Origin of the sequence: Actinoplanes sp. NPDC049265, assembly GCF_043197135.1 — a bacterium.
In the GTDB taxonomy this organism is placed as follows: Bacteria; Actinomycetota; Actinomycetes; order Mycobacteriales; family Micromonosporaceae; genus Actinoplanes.
The window spans coordinates 19857-37167 of record NZ_JBICSP010000040.1 but is presented as its reverse complement, the minus strand read 5'-3'; the positions used below and the strand labels follow the sequence as shown (position 1 = coordinate 37167).

General features: G+C 70.2%; 17 protein-coding genes. 7 read left to right on the top strand and 10 right to left on the bottom strand.

Translation table 11 applies throughout. From position 1 onward, the window contains the following. Window positions 1–116: 116 nt before the first annotated feature. Both ACGFIO_RS43530 and ACGFIO_RS43525 read right to left on the bottom strand, forming a co-directional pair. Window positions 117–455 carry an STAS domain-containing protein gene (locus ACGFIO_RS43530; protein WP_392836971.1) on the bottom strand — a complete coding sequence of 113 codons (339 nt, stop codon included), beginning with the start codon at window positions 453–455 and terminating at the stop codon, window positions 117–119. Between the two features lie 116 nt (window positions 456–571). Continuing rightward, window positions 572–2368 (bottom strand): LamG-like jellyroll fold domain-containing protein, encoded by a 1797-nt coding sequence (locus ACGFIO_RS43525; RefSeq protein WP_392836970.1) that lies wholly within the window; start codon window positions 2366–2368, stop codon window positions 572–574. A 138-nt stretch (window positions 2369–2506) separates the two neighbouring features. Between ACGFIO_RS43525 and ACGFIO_RS43520 the strand changes: the two genes are divergently transcribed. The 4 genes from ACGFIO_RS43520 (at window position 2507) to ACGFIO_RS43505 (ending at window position 5689) form a co-directional block, all read left to right on the top strand. Next, complete coding sequence (locus ACGFIO_RS43520) at window positions 2507–3643, top strand: glycosyltransferase family 4 protein (RefSeq protein ID WP_392836968.1); 1137 nt, start codon at window positions 2507–2509, stop codon at window positions 3641–3643. Between the two features lie 65 nt (window positions 3644–3708). Continuing rightward, complete coding sequence (locus tag ACGFIO_RS43515; protein WP_392836967.1) at window positions 3709–4857, top strand: glycosyltransferase; 1149 nt, start codon at window positions 3709–3711, stop codon at window positions 4855–4857. A gap of 69 nt (window positions 4858–4926) precedes the next feature. Continuing rightward, complete coding sequence (gene mscL / locus ACGFIO_RS43510; RefSeq protein ID WP_392836965.1) at window positions 4927–5382, top strand: large conductance mechanosensitive channel protein MscL; 456 nt, start codon at window positions 4927–4929, stop codon at window positions 5380–5382. Between the two features lie 67 nt (window positions 5383–5449). Beyond that, on the top strand, window positions 5450–5689 hold the full coding sequence (locus ACGFIO_RS43505; protein WP_392836963.1) for a hypothetical protein: 240 nt from the start codon (window positions 5450–5452) through the stop codon (window positions 5687–5689). Between the two features lie 9 nt (window positions 5690–5698). On the opposite strand, the gene ACGFIO_RS43500 is transcribed toward ACGFIO_RS43505, so the two are convergent. The 6 genes from ACGFIO_RS43500 to ACGFIO_RS43475 form a co-directional block, all read right to left on the bottom strand. After that, entirely contained in the window at window positions 5699–6460 is a 762-nt protein-coding gene (locus tag ACGFIO_RS43500) for a zf-HC2 domain-containing protein (RefSeq protein ID WP_392836962.1), read from the bottom strand. A gap of 282 nt (window positions 6461–6742) precedes the next feature. Further along, on the bottom strand, window positions 6743–7927 hold the full coding sequence (locus ACGFIO_RS43495) for a serine hydrolase domain-containing protein (RefSeq protein WP_392836961.1): 1185 nt from the start codon (window positions 7925–7927) through the stop codon (window positions 6743–6745). A 70-nt stretch (window positions 7928–7997) separates the two neighbouring features. Beyond that, window positions 7998–8525, bottom strand: a complete 528-nt coding sequence (locus ACGFIO_RS43490) for a MerR family transcriptional regulator (RefSeq protein ID WP_392836959.1) — start codon at window positions 8523–8525, stop codon at window positions 7998–8000. A 254-nt stretch (window positions 8526–8779) separates the two neighbouring features. Then, window positions 8780–11200, bottom strand: coding sequence for a transglycosylase domain-containing protein (locus ACGFIO_RS43485; RefSeq protein WP_392836957.1), 2421 nt, complete (start codon window positions 11198–11200; stop codon window positions 8780–8782). Between the two features lie 98 nt (window positions 11201–11298). Next, window positions 11299–12174, bottom strand: coding sequence for an SDR family oxidoreductase (locus ACGFIO_RS43480; RefSeq protein ID WP_392836954.1), 876 nt, complete (start codon window positions 12172–12174; stop codon window positions 11299–11301). Further along, window positions 12174–12902, bottom strand: coding sequence for an SDR family oxidoreductase (locus ACGFIO_RS43475; protein ID WP_392836952.1), 729 nt, complete (start codon window positions 12900–12902; stop codon window positions 12174–12176). Before ACGFIO_RS43475 ends, ACGFIO_RS43480 begins: the two co-directional genes overlap by 1 nt. Before the next feature lie 92 nt (window positions 12903–12994). Between ACGFIO_RS43475 and ACGFIO_RS43470 the strand changes: the two genes are divergently transcribed. The 3 genes from ACGFIO_RS43470 to ACGFIO_RS43460 all read left to right on the top strand — a co-directional run bounded on the left by ACGFIO_RS43470 (window position 12995) and on the right by ACGFIO_RS43460 (window position 14785). Further along, complete coding sequence (locus tag ACGFIO_RS43470; protein WP_392836951.1) at window positions 12995–13711, top strand: TetR/AcrR family transcriptional regulator; 717 nt, start codon at window positions 12995–12997, stop codon at window positions 13709–13711. Window positions 13712–13762: 51 nt separating this feature from the next. Next, window positions 13763–14413: a LuxR C-terminal-related transcriptional regulator gene (locus ACGFIO_RS43465; RefSeq protein ID WP_392836950.1), complete on the top strand. Its 651-nt coding sequence runs from the start codon at window positions 13763–13765 to the stop codon at window positions 14411–14413. A gap of 198 nt (window positions 14414–14611) precedes the next feature. After that, window positions 14612–14785 carry a CsbD family protein gene (locus ACGFIO_RS43460; RefSeq protein ID WP_392836949.1) on the top strand — a complete coding sequence of 58 codons (174 nt, stop codon included), beginning with the start codon at window positions 14612–14614 and terminating at the stop codon, window positions 14783–14785. On the opposite strand, the gene ACGFIO_RS43455 is transcribed toward ACGFIO_RS43460, so the two are convergent. After that, a complete protein-coding gene (locus ACGFIO_RS43455) occupies window positions 14775–16565 on the bottom strand; it encodes a sensor histidine kinase (protein ID WP_392836948.1) in 1791 nt (596 codons plus the stop codon). The genes ACGFIO_RS43460 and ACGFIO_RS43455 overlap by 11 nt on opposite strands. Continuing rightward, on the bottom strand, window positions 16562–17248 hold the full coding sequence (locus ACGFIO_RS43450) for a response regulator (protein WP_392836946.1): 687 nt from the start codon (window positions 17246–17248) through the stop codon (window positions 16562–16564). The genes ACGFIO_RS43455 and ACGFIO_RS43450 overlap by 4 nt, the downstream gene beginning before the upstream one ends. Window positions 17249–17311: the final 63 nt, after the last annotated feature.

Below are 17311 nucleotides of genomic sequence, written 5' to 3'. Positions count from 1 at the left end.
GAAGCTAAGCCTGCCAGCGCCGATGGTACTGCACTCGGGAGGGTGTGGGAGAGTAGGACGCCGCCGGACTAAACGTTGATCGAGGGTCACCCTTTACGGGGTGGCCCTCGATTTTTTTATGCGGAGCTTCGGATTCGCTGGGGCGGGACGCCGGCCGTGACCAGCTCGCCGGCTATCGCGGGGGACGAGTTGTCCATGAAGACGATCACGTGGTGATCGTCGGCCAGGTCGCACAGCGCGGCCAGGGTGCCGAGGTTGATCGGGTCCACGTCGGAGACGTCGGACAGGTCGAGGATCAGGCGGAGCGGGCGCACCTTGCGGATCGCGTGGACCAGGACCTGACGGAAATGCACGGCATAATGGTCATCCATCGCCCCGTGCGGGCGGACGACCAGGCTGCCGTCGACATCGGTGTGGATATCGACGGCGCTGTCTGGCATGAGGGTGTCGGGCATCGGAGTTTGCCTTCCGTCACCAAACCGCTGCCGTACGGAACAGGCCGGGCTCGCGCCTGCTGAGCGGACAGCCTATGACGGATTGTGCGTGGCGTCGATTGGTCCGTTGGATGAATTCAGAGCGACGTCAGGAACTGCTTCGGGGTCAGGGCGCGGGCGGTGACCCGGATGTCGCCCAGCCAGCCGTAGAAACCCTGACCGTACTTGAGATCGAACGACGTGGCGCCGACCGTGAACGGGCGGCCCAGCGTGGCGATGCCGCGGGAGAGCTGGCCGGGATTGCGGACGATCGGGGCTCCGTCCACGTACACGATCGTGTGCCGGCTGTCGTTGACCACCGCCACGTGGACCCACTGGCCCATCGGAAGGGCGTGGCTCCAGGACGTCGGTGAAGCGTCGGTCGTCTCGGGATAGACGACGTACTGCAGGAAGCGCTCCGACGACAGGTTGAGGCTGCACGTGCACTCGAGGCGGGACCATCCGTTGGTCTTGCCGGCGTCGCCGTTGCGGCCCTCGAAGCTCCAGATACCCATGAACGCGTGATCGCCGACGAACGGGTCGGGCAGCTTCAGGAACGTCTCGATGGTGTAGCCGTCGAGGAACTTCATGCTGTTCAGCGGTGCGTTCGCGCCGGTCTGCAGGATGGCGCCACGGTCAGGGTTCTTGCCACCGTCGAAGCGCAGGCTCGCGTGCGCGGGTGCGTTCTCGTGGTGGTCGGCGGTCAGCTCGAGGATCTCCGGACCGCTGTTGGCGAGCCTGCGTACCGTTAGGTCATTGCCCTTGCCGGTCTGGTCGCGGACCACGGCACCGTCACCGACCGACTGGCCGGCCCCGTCGAACCGCCAGTACGCCACCGTCTGGCGGCTGATCACCGCGGCGGCCGGGCGCGGGGCGGGCAGGACCGGCGGGTCGAAGCCGGCGAACCGCGAACGGAAGTCGATGGCCAGGCTGAACCGGTCGTCGGGGCCGGTGAGCTGGCTGACCTCCGACTCCAAGGGCGAAGACGACCCGCGAGAGAGGAACCAGGGCGAGAACGTCTCCACGTCGATGGCGTTGCGGGCCAGGTCGAACGTGTACAGGCGGATCATCGCCGCGCCACCGTAGTAGCGGTCCTGGTAGTTGGTGATGTGCACGTGGACGTCGTGGCCGGCCGCGTTCGGCAGAACGGTGCGGGCCGGCGGCCAGTGGTGCCCGTTCAAGGTGAGGAAGATCTGGTCGTGGCCGGCGATCAGGCCGTCCCACAGCCGCTGGCCCCGGGACGACAGCGCCGCCTTGCCGGCGTAGTCGGGGAAGGCCAGGTCGTGCGTGGTGACGATGACCGGCGTGCGGGGATGCGCGGCGACCATATCGCGGGCCCAGGCCAGCCCGGCATCCGAGATCTGCCAGTCGAGGGCCAGGACCATCCAGTCGCGGCCGCCCGCGGTGAACCGGTGGGCGCTGTTGTAGCCGCCGGGCGAGGCGCCGAGGAAGGTGGGGCGACCGGCGAACCGGTGCGGCCCGAACGCCCGCAGGTATGGGCTGTCGCCGCGCTCGTCGGTCGTACCCCCGTTGATGTCGTGGTTGCCGGCCAGCACGCTGTACGGAAGCTTGCCGTCGATGTGCTCGAACGTCTTCGACGCGAGGGCGATCTCGGCCGCGGTGCCGTGCTCGGTGACGTCGCCCAGGTGGGTCAGGAACACGGCCGCCCGCTCCTGGACCAGGTAGCGGAACGTCTCGCGCAGCGGCGCCGGGTCGGCGCTGTCCGCGTCGAAGAGGTACTGCGTGTCCGGCAGCACGGCGATCGCGAAGCGGTCGGGGCTCTTGCTCACCGGGGCGGCTTGCGCCTGCGCGGGTGCGGGAGCGGAGCTCAGGAGCAGGGGTACGGCCGGAGCGGCAGCAGCCGTCCGCAGCAAATTACGTCGATCCACGAGCATCACTCTCTCGGCCGTCCACCACCACTTGGCAGCCTGCGGGCGAACAATGGGCGAAAACCGATCATGTTGCCCAGCGTTCGGCTGCATGTCATCGACTCGCGATCCGTGTGGTCAATGCCTCGGATCATTCTCAGACGCATGCGAGTCGCCTTGGTCACGGAGTCCTTCCTACCGTTGGTGAACGGCGTCGCCAACTCGGTGGTGCGGACCGCCGAGCATTTGATGCGTCGCGGCCACGAGCCGTTCGTCATCGCACCGCAGCCCACCGACCGGCGTACCCCGATCGACCTGCCGTACCCGGTCTATCGAATCTCCTCGCTGCCGATGCCCGGCTACCCGGAGATCCGGCTCGGTCTGCCCACGCCGACCATGACCGCGGCCATGCGGGCGCACCGGACCGACGTGGTCCACCTGGCCAGTCCCTTCTTCCTGGGCGCGTGGGGCATGACGGCGGCCCGGTCACTGGGCCTGCCCATGGTGGCCGTCTACCAGACCGACATCGCGTCCTACTCCCGGCTCTACCACCACGGCATGACCGAGCGGGCGGCCTGGAGCTGGATCCGCAAGGTGCACAACAAGGCACACCGGACCCTGGTGCCCTCGACCGAGTCGGCCGCCGCCCTCACCGAGCACGGCGTGGACCGCCTGCACATCTGGCGGCGGGGCGTCGACGACGTGCGCTTCCACCCCGACCACCGCGACTCCGAGCTGCGTCGCCGGCTCGCGCCCAACGGCGAGGTGATCGTCGGCTTCATCGGCCGGCTGGCCATGGAGAAGCAGGTCGACCTGCTGGCCGGGGTGAGCCGTCAGCCCGGCGTACGCCTGGTCGTGGTCGGCGACGGACCCGCCGCCGGCGACCTGCACAAGGCGCTTCCGGAAGCGACCTTCCTCGGCGTCAAGCACGGCGAGGAGCTGTCTCGGCTGTACGCGTCGCTGGACATCTTCGTGCACACCGGCCCGTACGAGACGTTCGGGCAGGCGATCCAGGAGGCGATGGCCAGCGGGGTGCCGGTCGTGGCGCCGGCCAAGGGTGGACCGCTCGACCTGGTGCATCAGGACCTGACCGGGCTGCTGGTGCCGCCGTTCGTCGAGCAGGGCTTCACCGACGCGGTGGCGAGCCTGGTCGCCGATCCGGCCCGGCGAGCCGCGTACGGTGTGGCCGGACGCGCGGCGATCGAGGGACGTAGCTGGTCGGCGGTCGGTGACGAATTGATCGGGCACTATCGGGCGGTGATGGAGACCGCGGCCGCTCCGGCGCTCGCCGCGGCAGCCTGAGCTCCTGTTCTTGGCGGCTCGCACCGGCAGGTGCGAGCCGCTGTCGTATCGGCGGAGGGTGGGGAATGGGAGTACGGATCGTCCGGGTGGCGAACTTTGTCACCGAGACGTCAGGCGGATTGCGTACGGCGCTGCGGGAGCTGGGCACCGGGTATCAGGCCGCCGGCCATGAGGCGGTCCTGGTGGTGCCCGGGGAACGGGACAGCGAGGAGGAGACCGAGCAGGGCCGGGTGATCCGGCTGGCCGGGCCGCGGGTGCCGGGGCTGGGCGGCTACCGGGCGCTGGTCGACCGGCGGCGCGTCGCCAAGGTGCTGTCCTGGCTGGCCCCGGACCGGCTCGAGGTGTCCGACCGGACCACGCTGCGCTGGATCGGTTCGTGGGCCCGGCGGCGGGACATCCGGTCGATGATGGTCTCGCACGAGAGCCTGGACGGGCTGGTGCGGTTGTTCGGGCCGTGGCAGCGGTTCGGGGAGCGGGCGGCGGACCTGCTGAACGCCCGCACCGCGGCCGCGCACGACATCGTGGTGTGCACGACCGGCTGGGCGGCGGCGGAGTTCCGGCGGATCGGGGTGGAGAACCTGCTCCGCGTACCCCTCGGAGTGGATCTCGAAGGGTTCGGCCCGGACCGGTATGACGCCGAGGCGCGCCGGAAGTGGGCCGCCGACGGGGACGTCCTGCTCGTGCACTGTGGGCGGCTGTCGGCCGAGAAGAAGCCGCGGCGATCGCTGGCCGCGCTGGCCGCGCTGAGGGCCGAGGGCGTGCCGGCGGTGCTGGTGGTGGCCGGCAACGGGCCGTTGCGGCAGTCGCTGCAGGAGGAGGCCGCGGCGCGGGGGCTGCCGGCTCGGTTCACCGGCTATCTGCGCGACCGGGAGGAACTCGCCACGCTGCTGGCGACCGCCGACGTGGTGCTGGCGCCCGGGCCGGTGGAGACGTTCGGGCTGGCCGCGCTGGAGGCGCTGGCCAGTGGGACGCCGGTGGTGGTCAGTGCCGAGAGCGCGCTGCCGGAGGTGATCGGCGACGCCGGGCTGGCCGCCGGCGGGACCGGCCAGGAGTTCGCCGCGGCCGCCCGGGAACTGCTGGAGCGTACCGACCGGCGCCGCGCCGCACGCGCCCGGGCCGAGACTTTTCCCTGGCCGAAGGCGGTGGAAGGATTCCTCGCGGCGCACGACTTGGCACCGATGTCGGCTCTGCCGCAACCTCGGCGTTCGGCGTAGTTTGTCGCCGACCGGCGGTGGGCAAGTGCGCCTACGAATCCCTCTCGGCTCTCAAGCAGGAGTGAGCAGATGCTCAAAGGTTTCAGAGACTTCATCATGCGCGGCAACGTTGTCGACCTCGCGGTCGGCATCGTCATCGGCGCTGCCTTCACCGCGGTGGTCACCAAGTTCACCGACGGCTTCCTCAAGCCGCTGATTCAGCTGATCGGCGGGGGCACCGGGGTCAGTGCCGGCGGATGGTCGCCGCGTAAGGGCGTGGTCTTCGACTACGCGTCGTTCATCAACGCGCTGATCACCTTCGCCCTCACCGCGGCGGTGCTCTACTTCCTGGTCGTCTTCCCGCTGAACAAGCTGGCCGAGCGCCGGGCCCGGGGCGAGGAGCCGCCGCCGTCGGCGCCCAGCGAGGAGATCGTGCTGCTGACCCAGATCCGCGACGCGCTGGTGGCCAATCGTGCCGGGCCGGGTGCGGTCAGTGACGTCAACGCTCAATCCCAGCGCGACCAGGAGCCGCCGCAACACCGCTGAGTTCTCCTGGATGAAAAGATCCACCCCACCCGGCTCGATTCGAACAGATGTTCGATACAGTGCCGTGATGGAGCAGCGAAAGCACTGGTGGAACGGCAAGTGGGGACGGCTGGGGCGAAGGGATGTGTACCTTCGCGTCAGCGGCGACCAGTGGTATGTGGAACACCGCACCGGTGGTGGCGACGGCGTCTCGCACTTCTACGAGTTCGACAGCGAGGACGCCGCCATCGACACGGTGCGTGATCTTCTGGCGGGGCCGGACGACGAATGGCGTGAGCTCTCCGTCCGGCCCTCGTCGGCCTTCTGAGGCGGTCCCCTAGGCGGCCCGTCGCCCCTCGTGACGGGCGGTCATCGGGCCGGGCCGTGGGACGAGCCGGAGTTTCGGGATGGCAGGTGCCTCCTCCGCCTCGTCCTCGTTCCCGCCCTCGTCGAATCGCACACGCCAGCCGTCGGTGACCCGCGAGCCGGGCGGCGCCGGCGTGCCCTGGGTGCGTGCCAGGGCCACCACGAGCAGGTAACCGACGAGCACAAAACCGTGGCTGACCAGGCGCTCGGCGTCGACCCGGCCGGCCGAGAGGTCGTTCACCGACAGCAGCAGGAGCATGCCGACGAAGGCCGTGAGCATCGGCACGAGACCGGTGGGACGCGACCGGCGCAGGGCGATGAAGAGGAACGCGGCGCCGACCGCGACGTTCCAGGCGGCCGACTCGTGCCACAGATGCCCCGGGGTGGCGTCCAGGCCGACGTGCTCGGCGTGACTGCCGGCCACCCCGCCGACCTGGGACAGGCCGAGGATCAGCTGAACCGCGCCGACGACGGCCAGCGCGAGGAAGAGCCATCCGCGGGACAACAGCGGGGCCTTGCGCTGGGGAACCTGGGCCAGGATGGCGGCGGTGAGGTCGGGGGCCGGGGTGACCGGCGCGGTGCGTACCAGCCGGTTGACCTGGGCGGCCTGGTCCAGCCAGGCCCGGCAGCCGACGCAGCCGGCCAGGTGCTCGTCGACCCGCGGCCGGTCGGCCGGATCGTCCTCGCCGTCCAACTGCGCAGAGAGAAGCTCGCGCCACCGTTCACACGCCATACCCCTATGGTCGCCCAGGTGGCCTCGATGGTTCCCGGTCTCTTTCCAGATCAAGGTCAAGGTCGGGCTGTCGCACCTGGGTGGGTGGTGCGGACCGCACCTCCCGGCGAGGCCGGGCGCGCGACTCCAAGGCCGCGGGGCGGCCAGAACAGAGCCGCCCACCCTTCATTCTGAGTAAGTGGTGACCTTTCTGGCGCTTCGCGCCAATCCCCCCGAAGCCGCCGCACGAGCCTGTGAGCGGGAGCCCCCCTCCGGGCTCCCGCTCACAGTGTCTGGTTCGCGTCAGCCGCAGAGGGCGTGGTTGATCAGCGGGATCGTCACGTCGGTGACCGGCGACGTCACGCCCGGGCCGGGGACCAGGGAGTCGGTGTTGAGCGAGACGATGACGCTGCGGGAGCCGTCGGAGGTGACGCCGTTGCGGGTCTGGAAGCCCATGATGTCGCCGCCGTGGAACCAGGTGCCGCCGCAGTCGTTCGGCATGTACATCAGGCCCAGGCCGTAGCGGACGCCCGGCCAGTGCTCATCGAACGCGGTGGCCGGCACGGCGGTCTTCATCTGGGCCAGCTCGGCCGGGCGCAGCAGCCGGCCACCGAGCAGGGCCCGCAGGAACCGGTTGCCGTCGTCGGTGGTGCTGATGATCTCGCCGGCGGCACCGCCGAAGGACGGGTTCAGCTCGGTGGCGTCGACCGGGTCGCCGTACCCGGATCCGTCCGGCAGCGGGAACCGCTCGTAGCCGATGGCGTGCGGCCCGGGGATCGTGAGCCGGGTGCCCGGAGTGTAGGTGTGGGTCAGGTGCAGCGGTTTGATGATGCGCTGCTGGACCTCGTGCGACCAGGAGTGCCCGGTCACCTTCTCGATGATCATGCCAGCGAGCACGTAGTTGGTGTTCGAGTAGGCCCACTGCGTACCGGGCGGGAACTTCGACGGCATGGTCATCGCGCGGGCGATCGCCTGCTCGGGCGTCACGGTCTGGTAGCGCAGCCGCTGGAAGCCCTCCTCGGTGAAGAGTTCCGGCGTCGCCTCGAGGTGGTCGGGCAGGCCGGTGGTCTGCTGCAGCACCTGGCGTACGGTGATCTGCCGCCCGTCGTTGCCGTTGCCGCGGACCAGGCCCGGCAGCCACTTGTCGACGGTGTCGTCGAGCGACAGCTTGTGCTCGCCGACCAGCTGCAGGGTGGTCGTGGCGACGAAGGTCTTGGTGAAGCTGGCGATCCGGAACTTCGCGTCCCACGGCACCGGGGTGCCGGCCTCGACATTGCCGTAGCCGCTGCGAACGCGCAGATCGCCGCGCTGAGTGTCCACCTCGGCCAGCACGCCGGGCGCACCATACTTCAGCAGCGCGTCCGCATCCTGTTGCAAGACCTTGATCTGCGGGGTACGGGTCTCCGCCGCGCTCGCGACGGGCACGGATGCCGCGACGACGGCCGTGGCGGCGGCGATCACGGCGGCGAACCTCATCGATGTCCTCATGGGAGGAACGCTAATGAAGATCCGATGTCCGGCCCATCCTGCTGGCTGCAGGCCGCGGGTACAGCTGGTACTACCCGTTGGCCGCGTCCGCGTGGATCATCCGCTTGGCCGCACCGGGCATGGCGTCCGGGTGGATCATCCGCCTGGCCGCGCCGGTGGCCGCGTCCGCGTGGATCATCCGTTTGGCCGCGCCGGGCACCCGGCCGGCCGCGTCGGCCTCGGCCTTGGCGTCGTCCCGATGCCGGGCGTCCCACAGCGCTGCCTTGATCCGCAGGTAGCCGAGCCGGGCCTGCTGGGCGGCGATCTCCTCCTCGACCCGTTCGGCGTGCCGCAGCAGGATGTCCCGCTGCTCGGCGTAGGCCGCCCGGCCGCGTGACCGGTTCGCGAGGTAGGTCCGCATCTCCTCGATGCCGACGCCGACCGCCCGCAGACAGGCCAGCACCTCCAGTGTGTTGACGTCGTCGTCGCCGTACCGCCGGTGCCCACTGCGCTCGTCCCGGGTGATCGGGCCGATCAGGCCGACCTCCTCGTAGTAGCGCAGGGTCGGCTCGCTCATCCCGCACTGCCGGGATGCCTCCTGGATGGTCAGGGTTGCCATCCGGCCAGCCAAGCAGACTTCAAGCGCTTGAGGTCAAGCTTCCGAGAGCGCCGGGTGATGCGTATCTGTGCTCAGAGCCGCTCTGAGCACAAATACGCATCACCCCAGCGCGCGGCGCTGGCCCATTGCGGTTACGCGTCACCCCAGCGCGCGGCGCTGGCCCATTGCGGTTACGCGTCACCCCAGCGCGCGGCGCGCTAGCCATTGCGGTGGCGCGAGTTGTCGCCCGGGCGTGCAGACGGCGGGGGCCGGGTTCAGTTGCCGGGGCCGCCCGGGAAGCCGGGGAAGCCCGGGAACCCAGGCGTGTTCCCCGGGCCAGGGTTGCCGGGACCGGGGTTGCCCGGCTTGGTCGGGGTGGTGCCGGGCGGCGGGGCGGCCGGAACACCCGTGCTGATCTGGATGCTGACGTAGCCGCCCTTGACCGTGCGGCCGGTCGGGTCGGTGCCGGCGGCCTGACCGGCGGGGCAGGCCGACGCGACCTGGGTGCCCTCGGACGGGTTGAAGCCGGCGCCGGACAGGCGGCTCTTCGCCTCGGCGAGGCTCACACACTTTACGTCCGGGATCGACCGCTGCTCGCCCAGCGACAGCTTCGTACTCTTGGGCTTCTTGAACTGCGCGTTGGGTTTGCCCTTCATGATGTCGCGCAAGGTCTTTTCCACCGCCGGGTTCACGATGTCGTGGTCCATCTTGTACGGGTGGTTCTGGTAGTCGGGGTTGACCAGGTAACCCGCGACCACCATCGTCGTCGTGCCGATGATCAGCGACGCCGTGCGGTCGTTGTCGGTGGTGCCGGTCTTGCCGAAGATCGAGTGCCCGACCACCCCGCGGGCGTCACTGGCCGTGGTGTGCCCGCCGCAGGACCCCATCTGGGCCGAGTCGCCGATCGGGCAGCGGGCGGCGTCGATCGCGGCGCGGGCCACATCCGGGTCGGTGGCCTTCTTGCAGTGCGGCTTGCCGGCGTCGAGTTTCTTGCCGGACATCGAGGTGATCTGCTTCACCGGGGTGGGCTCGCAGTACATGCCGTCGGCGGCCAGTGTCGCGTACGCGTTGGCCATGTCCAGTGGCGTCGACGCGGAGACGCCGAGCGTGAACGAACCCCACTCGTGCGCTTCCTCCTTGGCCCGCTTGGCGTCCTGCGGCTCGCGGAACTGCACGCCGAACCGTTTGGCCACGTCCACCACTTTTTCCGCACCGATCCGCTCCTGCAGCGGCACGAAGTAGGTGTTGACCGAGCTGCCGAAGCCGGTCCACATGTTGTACGGGCCCTTTTCGCTCTTCGAGGCGTTGGAGGGGCAGTATTTTCCGCCGCAGCTGCTGCCGGGGTCACGGTAGAGGGGCGACACGTACGTGGCCTGGGTGTTGATCGGGTAGGCCAGCGGCAGTCCGTTTTCCAGTGCCGCGACCATGGTGAACATCTTGAAGACCGAGCCGGCCTGGTAACCGCGGATGTCGCCGCCGCCCGTCAGCAGCGGGTTCGTGGTGTTCGGGTAGGTGCCGCGGACGCCTTTGCGAGCCTTCTTGGGGTCGGAGGACATCTTGTTCTCTGGGTTACGCGGATCGTCCAGCTTGAACCGCCGGTTGGTGGCCAGCGTCTGCACCCGGCCGGTGCCCGCCTCCACGCCGGTGAGCAGCAGGGCGTCCTTGCTGCCGAGTCCGACCTTCGCGGTCACGTTCTTCATGGCCGCCGCCTGCGCGGCGATGTCGAGGGACGACTGGACGCGGTAGCCGCCGGCCTTGAGCGCGCGCTCCCGCTCGTACACCGTCTTGCCGAACTCGGGCCGGCTCAGCCACCAGCGGTAGAAGAAGTCGCAGAAGAAGCCCCAGCTGTTGACCTTCACCTCGGCGCAGCCGTTGGGGCTGCGCCTGGTCTCGTGCTTGAGCTTGACCTTGGTCGCTTCGTCGGCCTGCTGCGGGGTGATGAACTTGAGGTCCTTCATGTTGCCGATCACCCAGTTGCGGCGGTCGAGGGCGCGCGGGTAGCCGTCGGTGGTGGTCGGGTCGAAGCCGGTGGGCGCCTTGACCATGCCGGCCAGCAGCGCCGCCTCGGCGACGGTGAGGTCCTTGGGCCGCTTCTGGAAGTAGACCTGCGCGGCCGCGGCGACGCCGTACGCCCCGTTGCCGAACGGCGCCTGGTTGAGGTAGCCCTGCAGGATCTGCGGCTTGGTCATCTCTTTCTCGACCTGTATGGCGTACTTCATCTCGGCAAGTTTGCGCTGGTTGGTGCGCTTGGTGGCATTCACCACCTCTTGCGGGGAGTTGGCCGAGTAGGACAGCGTCATCCGGACGAACTGCATGGTCAGCGTGGATGCGCCCTGCTGGCCGTCGTCGGCGCCGGTGTTGTTGTTCACGAACGCCCGGGCGATGCCCTTGATGTCGACGCCGCGGTGCTCGTAGAACTTGTGGTCCTCGGCCGCGACGATGGCGTTCAGCATGTTCGGCGAGATGTCCTTGAGCGGCACGTCGCTGCGGAACTCTTCCCAGAACATGGCCAGCGGGGTCTTGCCGTCGGCCGCCAGCACCTGGGTGGCCTGCGGCGTGCTCGCCTTCTTGAGTTCGCTGGGCAGGGACGCGAACGAGTCGCCGCCGGCCTTGGCCGCCAGGCCGGGCAGGGCCACCGCCGGGAAGGCGGCGCCCGCCACGACCAGGCCGGAGAGAAGCCCGATGAGCACGAGCATCCCGACGTTCTTGACGAAGGGTCGATCAGACCGGCGCATCGGTACCTCTACTCGGGCAAACAGCGGACGCGCCGGAGGTTACTCCTTTCGAGCAAACTTCAGATAGTCGCGTGTACGGAGAGTAGGTCGTCGATTCCGATGCGGTGATAAAACTCGTGCCGGATCCGGTCGGCGACGGCGGAAACGACAGCGCTGCCGTCCCTGCTGGGATCGATATGGGTACGGAACGGCCGCTCGCCCGCGGGCAGGTCGATTACGCGCCGGATCTCGTCGGCCACGCTCTGTGCCTCACTGTCCGGTGGGATCAGCGCGGCCAGCCGGTCGCCGATTTCCGCGCGTAGCCGGCCGTAACGCTCGTCGTACGCCCGCTCCCGATCGCCGTCAGCCGGCGTGCCCGCGTGCGCGAAGTGGTTGGTGCCCGAGGTGAACGCGCCGGGCACGACGATCGTGGTGTCGATGCCGAACCGGATCAGCTCACCCGCGTAGCTCTCGGCCAGCGCGTCCATCGCGGCCTTGGCGGCGAAGTAGGGCGCCAGGAACGGCGGATGCCCGCCGCGGGTCGAGGAGCTGCCGACCCAGACGAGCAAACCCGACCCCTGGGTACGCAGGTGGGGAAGCGCGGCCCGGTTGACGCGCTGGGCACCGAGCACGTTGACGTCGTAGAGCGCGGCGTACTCCTCGGGGCTGAACGCCTCGGCCGGGCCCAGGACCATGTGCCCGGCATTGTGGACGATCACGTCGATGCGGCCGTACCGGTCGAGCACGGTGGCGACCGCGGCGTCGACCGAATCCTGCGACTGCACATCCAGCTCCACCGCCGCGCTCGGCAGTGCGGCCGCGGCCGCGGCGTTGCGACCGGTCACGTCACGCATTCCGGCGGCGACCCGGTAGCCGGCGCCGGTCAGCGTCTCGGCGGTGAGCCGGCCGAAGCCGCTCGACGCCCCGGTGATGAGAACGACATCGTCGGTGGCCATCAGATGATCCCTCCGTTCGAGCGGATGGTCTGCCCGTTGACCCAGTGGCCCTGCGGGCTGACCAGGAACGTCACCAGCTCGGCGGCGTCGGCCGGGGTGCCCAGCCGCTCGAGCGGCGGCTGCTTGGCCATGCGGGCGATCGTCTCGGCGTCCTTGCCGTCGGTGAAGAAGCTGGTGTCGGTGGGGCCGGGGGCCACCGTGTTCACGGTGATGTCGCGTCCCCGCAGCTCGCGCGCGAAGATCAGCGTCGCCGCCTCGACGGCCGCCTTGCTGGCGGCGTACCCGGCGTAGGTCGGCATCTGCAGCGCCGTGACCGAGGTCGACATGGTGACGACCGAGCCACCGTCGCGCAGCCGCCGCGCGGCCTCGCGGGACACCACGAAGGTGCCGCGGACGTTGGTGCGCCACATCTCGTCGAGCGCCTCCAGGTCGAGGTCGGCGATCGGGGCGAGCGTCATCACGCCGGCCGAGTTGACCACCGCGTCGACGCCGCCGAACCGCTCCTGGGCCAGGTCGAACATCGCGGCGACCTGCTTCTCGTCGGCCACGTCGGCCTGGGCCGCCACCGCCCGGCCGCCGGCTGCGGTGATCTCGGTCACCACTTCGCCGGCCAGGGCGGCGTTGCCGGCGTAGCCCACGACGACAGCGTTGCCGGCGGCCGCCAGCTTGACCGCGATCGCCCGCCCGATGCCGCGCGACCCGCCTGTCACTACCGCTACCCGTTCCATGACTGCCTCCTTGTCGATGCCATATCGGCGATACGAATCGAACATAGCACAGATACGTAGCGACGCTAGGGCAGTGGCGTATCATTGATTTCGTGAGTACCGACATAGCCGCCGCGATGATCGCCGCGGCCGAGCAGCAACTGGTGGCCTCCGCCGACGGCGACATCGCCACCCGGGCCGTCTGCGAGGCCGTCGGCGTGACCCAGCCGGTGCTCTACCGGCTCTTCGGCGACAAGAACGGGCTGCTCGACGCCCTGGCCGACGACGGGCTGCGGCGCTACGCCGACCACAAGGCGGCACAGCCGCTGACCGACGACCCGATCGCCGACCTGGTCGCCGGCTGGGACGACCACATCGCTTTCGGGCGGGCCAATCCCGCGCTCTACCAGCTGATGTTCGCGCCGCGCCCGCTGTCGCACGCCCAGGCCCGCGGCAAGATCATGGCTCTGCTCGAGGCGATGCTGCTGCGCTGCGCGGCGGTGGGCGCGCTCCGGACCACGCCCAACGCGGCCGCCCAGCTGATCCTGCCGGCCAACGTCGGCCTGGTGCTCAGCTGCATCGCCCAGCCCGAGCTGTTCGACGACCCGGAGCTGTCCGGCCGCACCCGTGACGCCATCTTCGCCGCGATCCTCACCTCACCGGCGAAGGCGCCGGCGGACGGCGACCCGGTCGCCGCCGCCGCGCTGCGGTTGCGGTCCCAGCTGGCCGTCACCGGCACCGAGATCCTCGAACCGGTCGAGACCGCCCTGCTCGACCGCTGGCTCGAACGGCTGGGTACGGCCGGCCGTGCGTACGACCCCCGCGGCTGAGCGATCGACTACATCTATTGAACTGCGACGGGGGCCGCACGTCGTTGTCCCGTGGACCAAGCGAACGTCTGCATCGAAGCCACCGACCCCGTCGCCGCTTCCGGACTCTCCGTGATCCTCGCGCAGCGGCCCTGGCTGACCCTGACCGACGCCTCGGCCTGCGACGTGCTGATCCTGCTGGCCGAGACCGCCGACGACCGGCTGATCGCCACCATGCGCGCCGCCTTCCGGGCCCGTGCGGGCGCGCTGAGCTGCATCATCATCGCGTACGAGATCAGCCCGGGACGCCTCGCCGAAGCGGCCGAACTGGGCCTGATCGGCCTGCTCCAACGGGCCACGGCCGAGCCGTCCCGGATCTGCGACATCGTCAGCCTGACCCGGTCGGTGCGCCCGGTCCTGCCCAACTCGGTCCTGTCCACGCTGCTGGAGGAGTTCCGGCGGGCCCGGCCGGCCGGCGAGCACGCCGACGCGATGAGCGAACGCGAGGCGGAGGTGCTGAGCCTCTACGCCGACGGGCTGAGCGCGGCCGACGTCGGGCGGCGGCTGGATCTGTCGGTGCGGACCATCAGGAAGATCGAGCAGGAGGTGGTGACCCGCCTCAACCTGCGTAATCGCACCCATGCGGTGGCGTACGCCTTCCGCGCCGGTGTCCTCACCGCCCCGCCCCGGGCGCGTAACCGGCGGCTGGATCAGGTGCGATAGGTCGACACGGTGGCTCGCATCTCCTCCGCCGTGCGGGCCTGACCCCGCGCGGGCTCGACCTCCCGTCGCTGAGCTCGATCGCCGTGTCGGGGCGCCGCCGGCGTCCACAGTGGGCCGCCGAAAGACCGGACCGGCCGGGCAGGGTTGGCGCCCGCGCACCCGGGTACACCAGTGCTCGTAGACAACGGGAGGTGCGCAATGGCGTTCGACGACAAGGTCGACAACAAGGCCGAGGAACTCGGCGGCAAGGCGAAGGAAGGCGTCGGTAAGGCTACCGACGACAAGGACCTGGAGGCCGAAGGTAAGGCCGACCAGACCAGCTCGAACCTGAAGCAGGCGGGCGAGAAGGTGAAGGACGCCTTCAAGTCCTGACGTCAGGCACGGAAAGCCGGCTGGGCAGGGTGACGGTGAAGACCGTCCCCCGGCCCAGCCGGCTTTCCACGCTGATGTCCCCTTCGTGCGCGGTGGCGATCTGGCGCGCGATCGGCAGGCCCAGCCCACTGCCACCGGTGCTGCGGCTGCGTGAGTCGTCGGCCCGCCAGAACCGGTCGAAGACCTTCGGCAGGTCGGCCGGTGCGATACCGACCCCGGTGTCGGCGACCGCGATCGTCAGCGACCCGCCGCTCACACCGGTCCGGACGGTGACGGTGCCGCCGGCGTGGCTGTGCCGGATCGCGTTGGCGAGCAGGTTCCCGGCCAGCTGACGGATCCGGACCGGGTCGGCGATCACCTCCGGGTCGCCGTCGTGCTCGGTGACCAGCCGGACCCCGGTGGCGGCCGCGTTCGGCCGGTGGGCGTCGACGACCTGGCCGACGGCGTCGTTCACGTACACCGGTTCGGGATGCATGCGCAGCGTGCCGGCGTCGGCGGCGGCCAGGTCACGCAGATCGTCGACGATGTGCTGCAGCTGCGCGGTCTGATCCTGCAGCAGGGCCAGCACCGGACCGTCGACGGTGGCCAGTCCGTCGTGCACCGCCTCCAGCCAGGTGCGGATGTTGGTCAGCGGGTTGCGCAACTCGTGGGCGACGTCGTTGACCATCGCCTGGCGCTGCCGCTCGGACTGCTCGCGGCGTTCGGCCAGCTCGTTGAGCGCGGCGGCCAGATAGCCGATCTCATCGCGACCGGTGACCGGGACGCGCGGATGGTCGCCCGGACGCCGGGCCGCGTCGGTCAGCGCCCGCAGCGGGCGGACCAGCCGGCGTCCGACCAGGACGGTGACGAGCACGGCCAGGATCAGGACGACCGCGGTGGCCGTACCCGTGCGAATGAGGTTGTCGCGGGACAGCGGGAACGTGCGCTGGGCGGTGGGGCCGCCCGGGTCGGTGACGAACAGCAGGGCGGGCGGGGCGACATACGGTTCGAGCTGGGTACGCCGCGCCTTGTCCAGGCACGCCGCCGCCCGCCCGGTCCGCACCGGGTCGGTCATGCCCCGGCCCGTGTCGACGACGGTCACCACCAGATCGGCCGAGATGCCCAGCTCCTCCGGGCGCCGCTCGCCCGCGCAGGTGGCGACCAGCTTCCGCAGCGCGGCCAGCGGGCGCTGCTCGGATCGGGCGGGCAGCGGGACCAGCGCGCACGGGTACGGCGGCTTGCCCAGCTGGGTGACGACGAGTTTCGGACGGCTGTGCGGGCCGGTGACGACCTCGGCCTCGCTCCCGTACGAGCGGGTGCAGCGCAGTGAATCGTCCAGTTCGGCCCGCAGCCGGCGCTGATCGGCGGCGGTCAGCCGGAACGGGCCGACGATCCGGGAGTCGATGCGATCGGTACGCCCGGTGAGCGCCAGATCGACCGACAGTGGGTCGACGGTCGCCGACGGCCGGGCGGCGACCAGCGACGGCCCGGTGGCCGAGTCGACGATCAGCTGCCGCTGCAGGGTCATCAGCGTGATCCGGCGGTGCAGCTTCGTCGCCCGCGCGGCGATCAGCGGCTGGACCGCCGACCAGTCCCGATGCGTGGCCGCGAAGCCGAGCAGCTCGTCGTACACGCCCTTGTCATCGCTCAGCGACTGCCCGATCTGCTGGGTGATCGTCTGCGACGTGTACTGCGAGGCCAGCCACGCGGTGGCGGTGATGGCCACGACCGCGATCGTCAGGGAGGCCACCAGCAGGCGAAAGAGCAGACTTCGATGCAGGGGTACGCGCGCCGCGGTCACGCCGCACCGGCGGTCAGCTTGTAGCCGATGCCGTAGACGGTGACCAGCCGGGCCGGCCGCCGCGGATCGGGCTCGATCTTGCGGCGCAGGTTGAGCACGTGCACGTCGATGCTGCGCTCGACCGAGTCACGTTCCACCCCGTTGGTGTATTTGAGCAGCTGACCGCGGGTGAACACCCGGTCCGGCTCGGCCGCCATCGCGGCCAGGATGGCGAACTCGCCCGGCGTGCAGTCCACCACCTGGCCGTCGATCGACACCTGGTGGTGCGGGACGTCCACCGCCACCCCGCCGACCCGCAGCTGGGCGGCGTCGGCCCGGCCGGCGCTGCGGCGCAGCAGGGCGCGGATCCGCGCGAGCAGTTCCCGGGGGCTGTACGGCTTGGTCAGATAGTCGTCCGCGCCACCGTCCAATCCGGTCAGCAGATCGGCCTCGGACGATCGGGCCGTCAGCATCAGGATGGGAATGTCGGACTCGTCGCGCAGGATCCGGCACAGGCTCAGCCCGTCCAGCCCGGGCATCATCAGATCGAGCACGAGCAGGTCGGGCCGGCGGCGTCGCGCGTGTTCGAGCGCGGCCCGCCCGTCGTGTACGACGACGGCGTCGTGACCGTCGGCGGCGAGGTATCGGCGCATGCCCTCGGCCTGGGCCGGGTCGTCCTCGGCGACCAGCAGATACGCGCACACGGCGACGACTATAAGTGCCGCCTTTGGCCGCGTCCGGAAAGCTGACAGCTTCCTAACAACCGG

Bases quoted from the DNA above. Each gene is read 5' to 3' on its own strand.
- ACGFIO_RS43530 (WP_392836971.1), bottom strand. From the start codon at position 455: ATGCCCGACACCCTCATGCCAGACAGCGCCGTCGATATCCACACCGAT.
- ACGFIO_RS43525 (WP_392836970.1), bottom strand. From the start codon at position 2,368: ATGCTCGTGGATCGACGTAATTTGCTGCGGACGGCTGCTGCCGCTCCG.
- ACGFIO_RS43520 (WP_392836968.1), top strand. From the start codon at position 2,507: ATGCGAGTCGCCTTGGTCACGGAGTCCTTCCTACCGTTGGTGAACGGC.
- ACGFIO_RS43515 (WP_392836967.1), top strand. From the start codon at position 3,709: ATGGGAGTACGGATCGTCCGGGTGGCGAACTTTGTCACCGAGACGTCA.
- mscL (WP_392836965.1), top strand. From the start codon at position 4,927: ATGCTCAAAGGTTTCAGAGACTTCATCATGCGCGGCAACGTTGTCGAC.
- ACGFIO_RS43505 (WP_392836963.1), top strand. From the start codon at position 5,450: ATGGAGCAGCGAAAGCACTGGTGGAACGGCAAGTGGGGACGGCTGGGG.
- ACGFIO_RS43500 (WP_392836962.1), bottom strand. From the start codon at position 6,460: ATGGCGTGTGAACGGTGGCGCGAGCTTCTCTCTGCGCAGTTGGACGGC.
- ACGFIO_RS43495 (WP_392836961.1), bottom strand. From the start codon at position 7,927: ATGAGGACATCGATGAGGTTCGCCGCCGTGATCGCCGCCGCCACGGCC.
- ACGFIO_RS43490 (WP_392836959.1), bottom strand. From the start codon at position 8,525: ATGGCAACCCTGACCATCCAGGAGGCATCCCGGCAGTGCGGGATGAGC.
- ACGFIO_RS43485 (WP_392836957.1), bottom strand. From the start codon at position 11,200: ATGCTCGTGCTCATCGGGCTTCTCTCCGGCCTGGTCGTGGCGGGCGCC.
- ACGFIO_RS43480 (WP_392836954.1), bottom strand. From the start codon at position 12,174: ATGGCCACCGACGATGTCGTTCTCATCACCGGGGCGTCGAGCGGCTTC.
- ACGFIO_RS43475 (WP_392836952.1), bottom strand. From the start codon at position 12,902: ATGGAACGGGTAGCGGTAGTGACAGGCGGGTCGCGCGGCATCGGGCGG.
- ACGFIO_RS43460 (WP_392836949.1), top strand. From the start codon at position 14,612: ATGGCGTTCGACGACAAGGTCGACAACAAGGCCGAGGAACTCGGCGGC.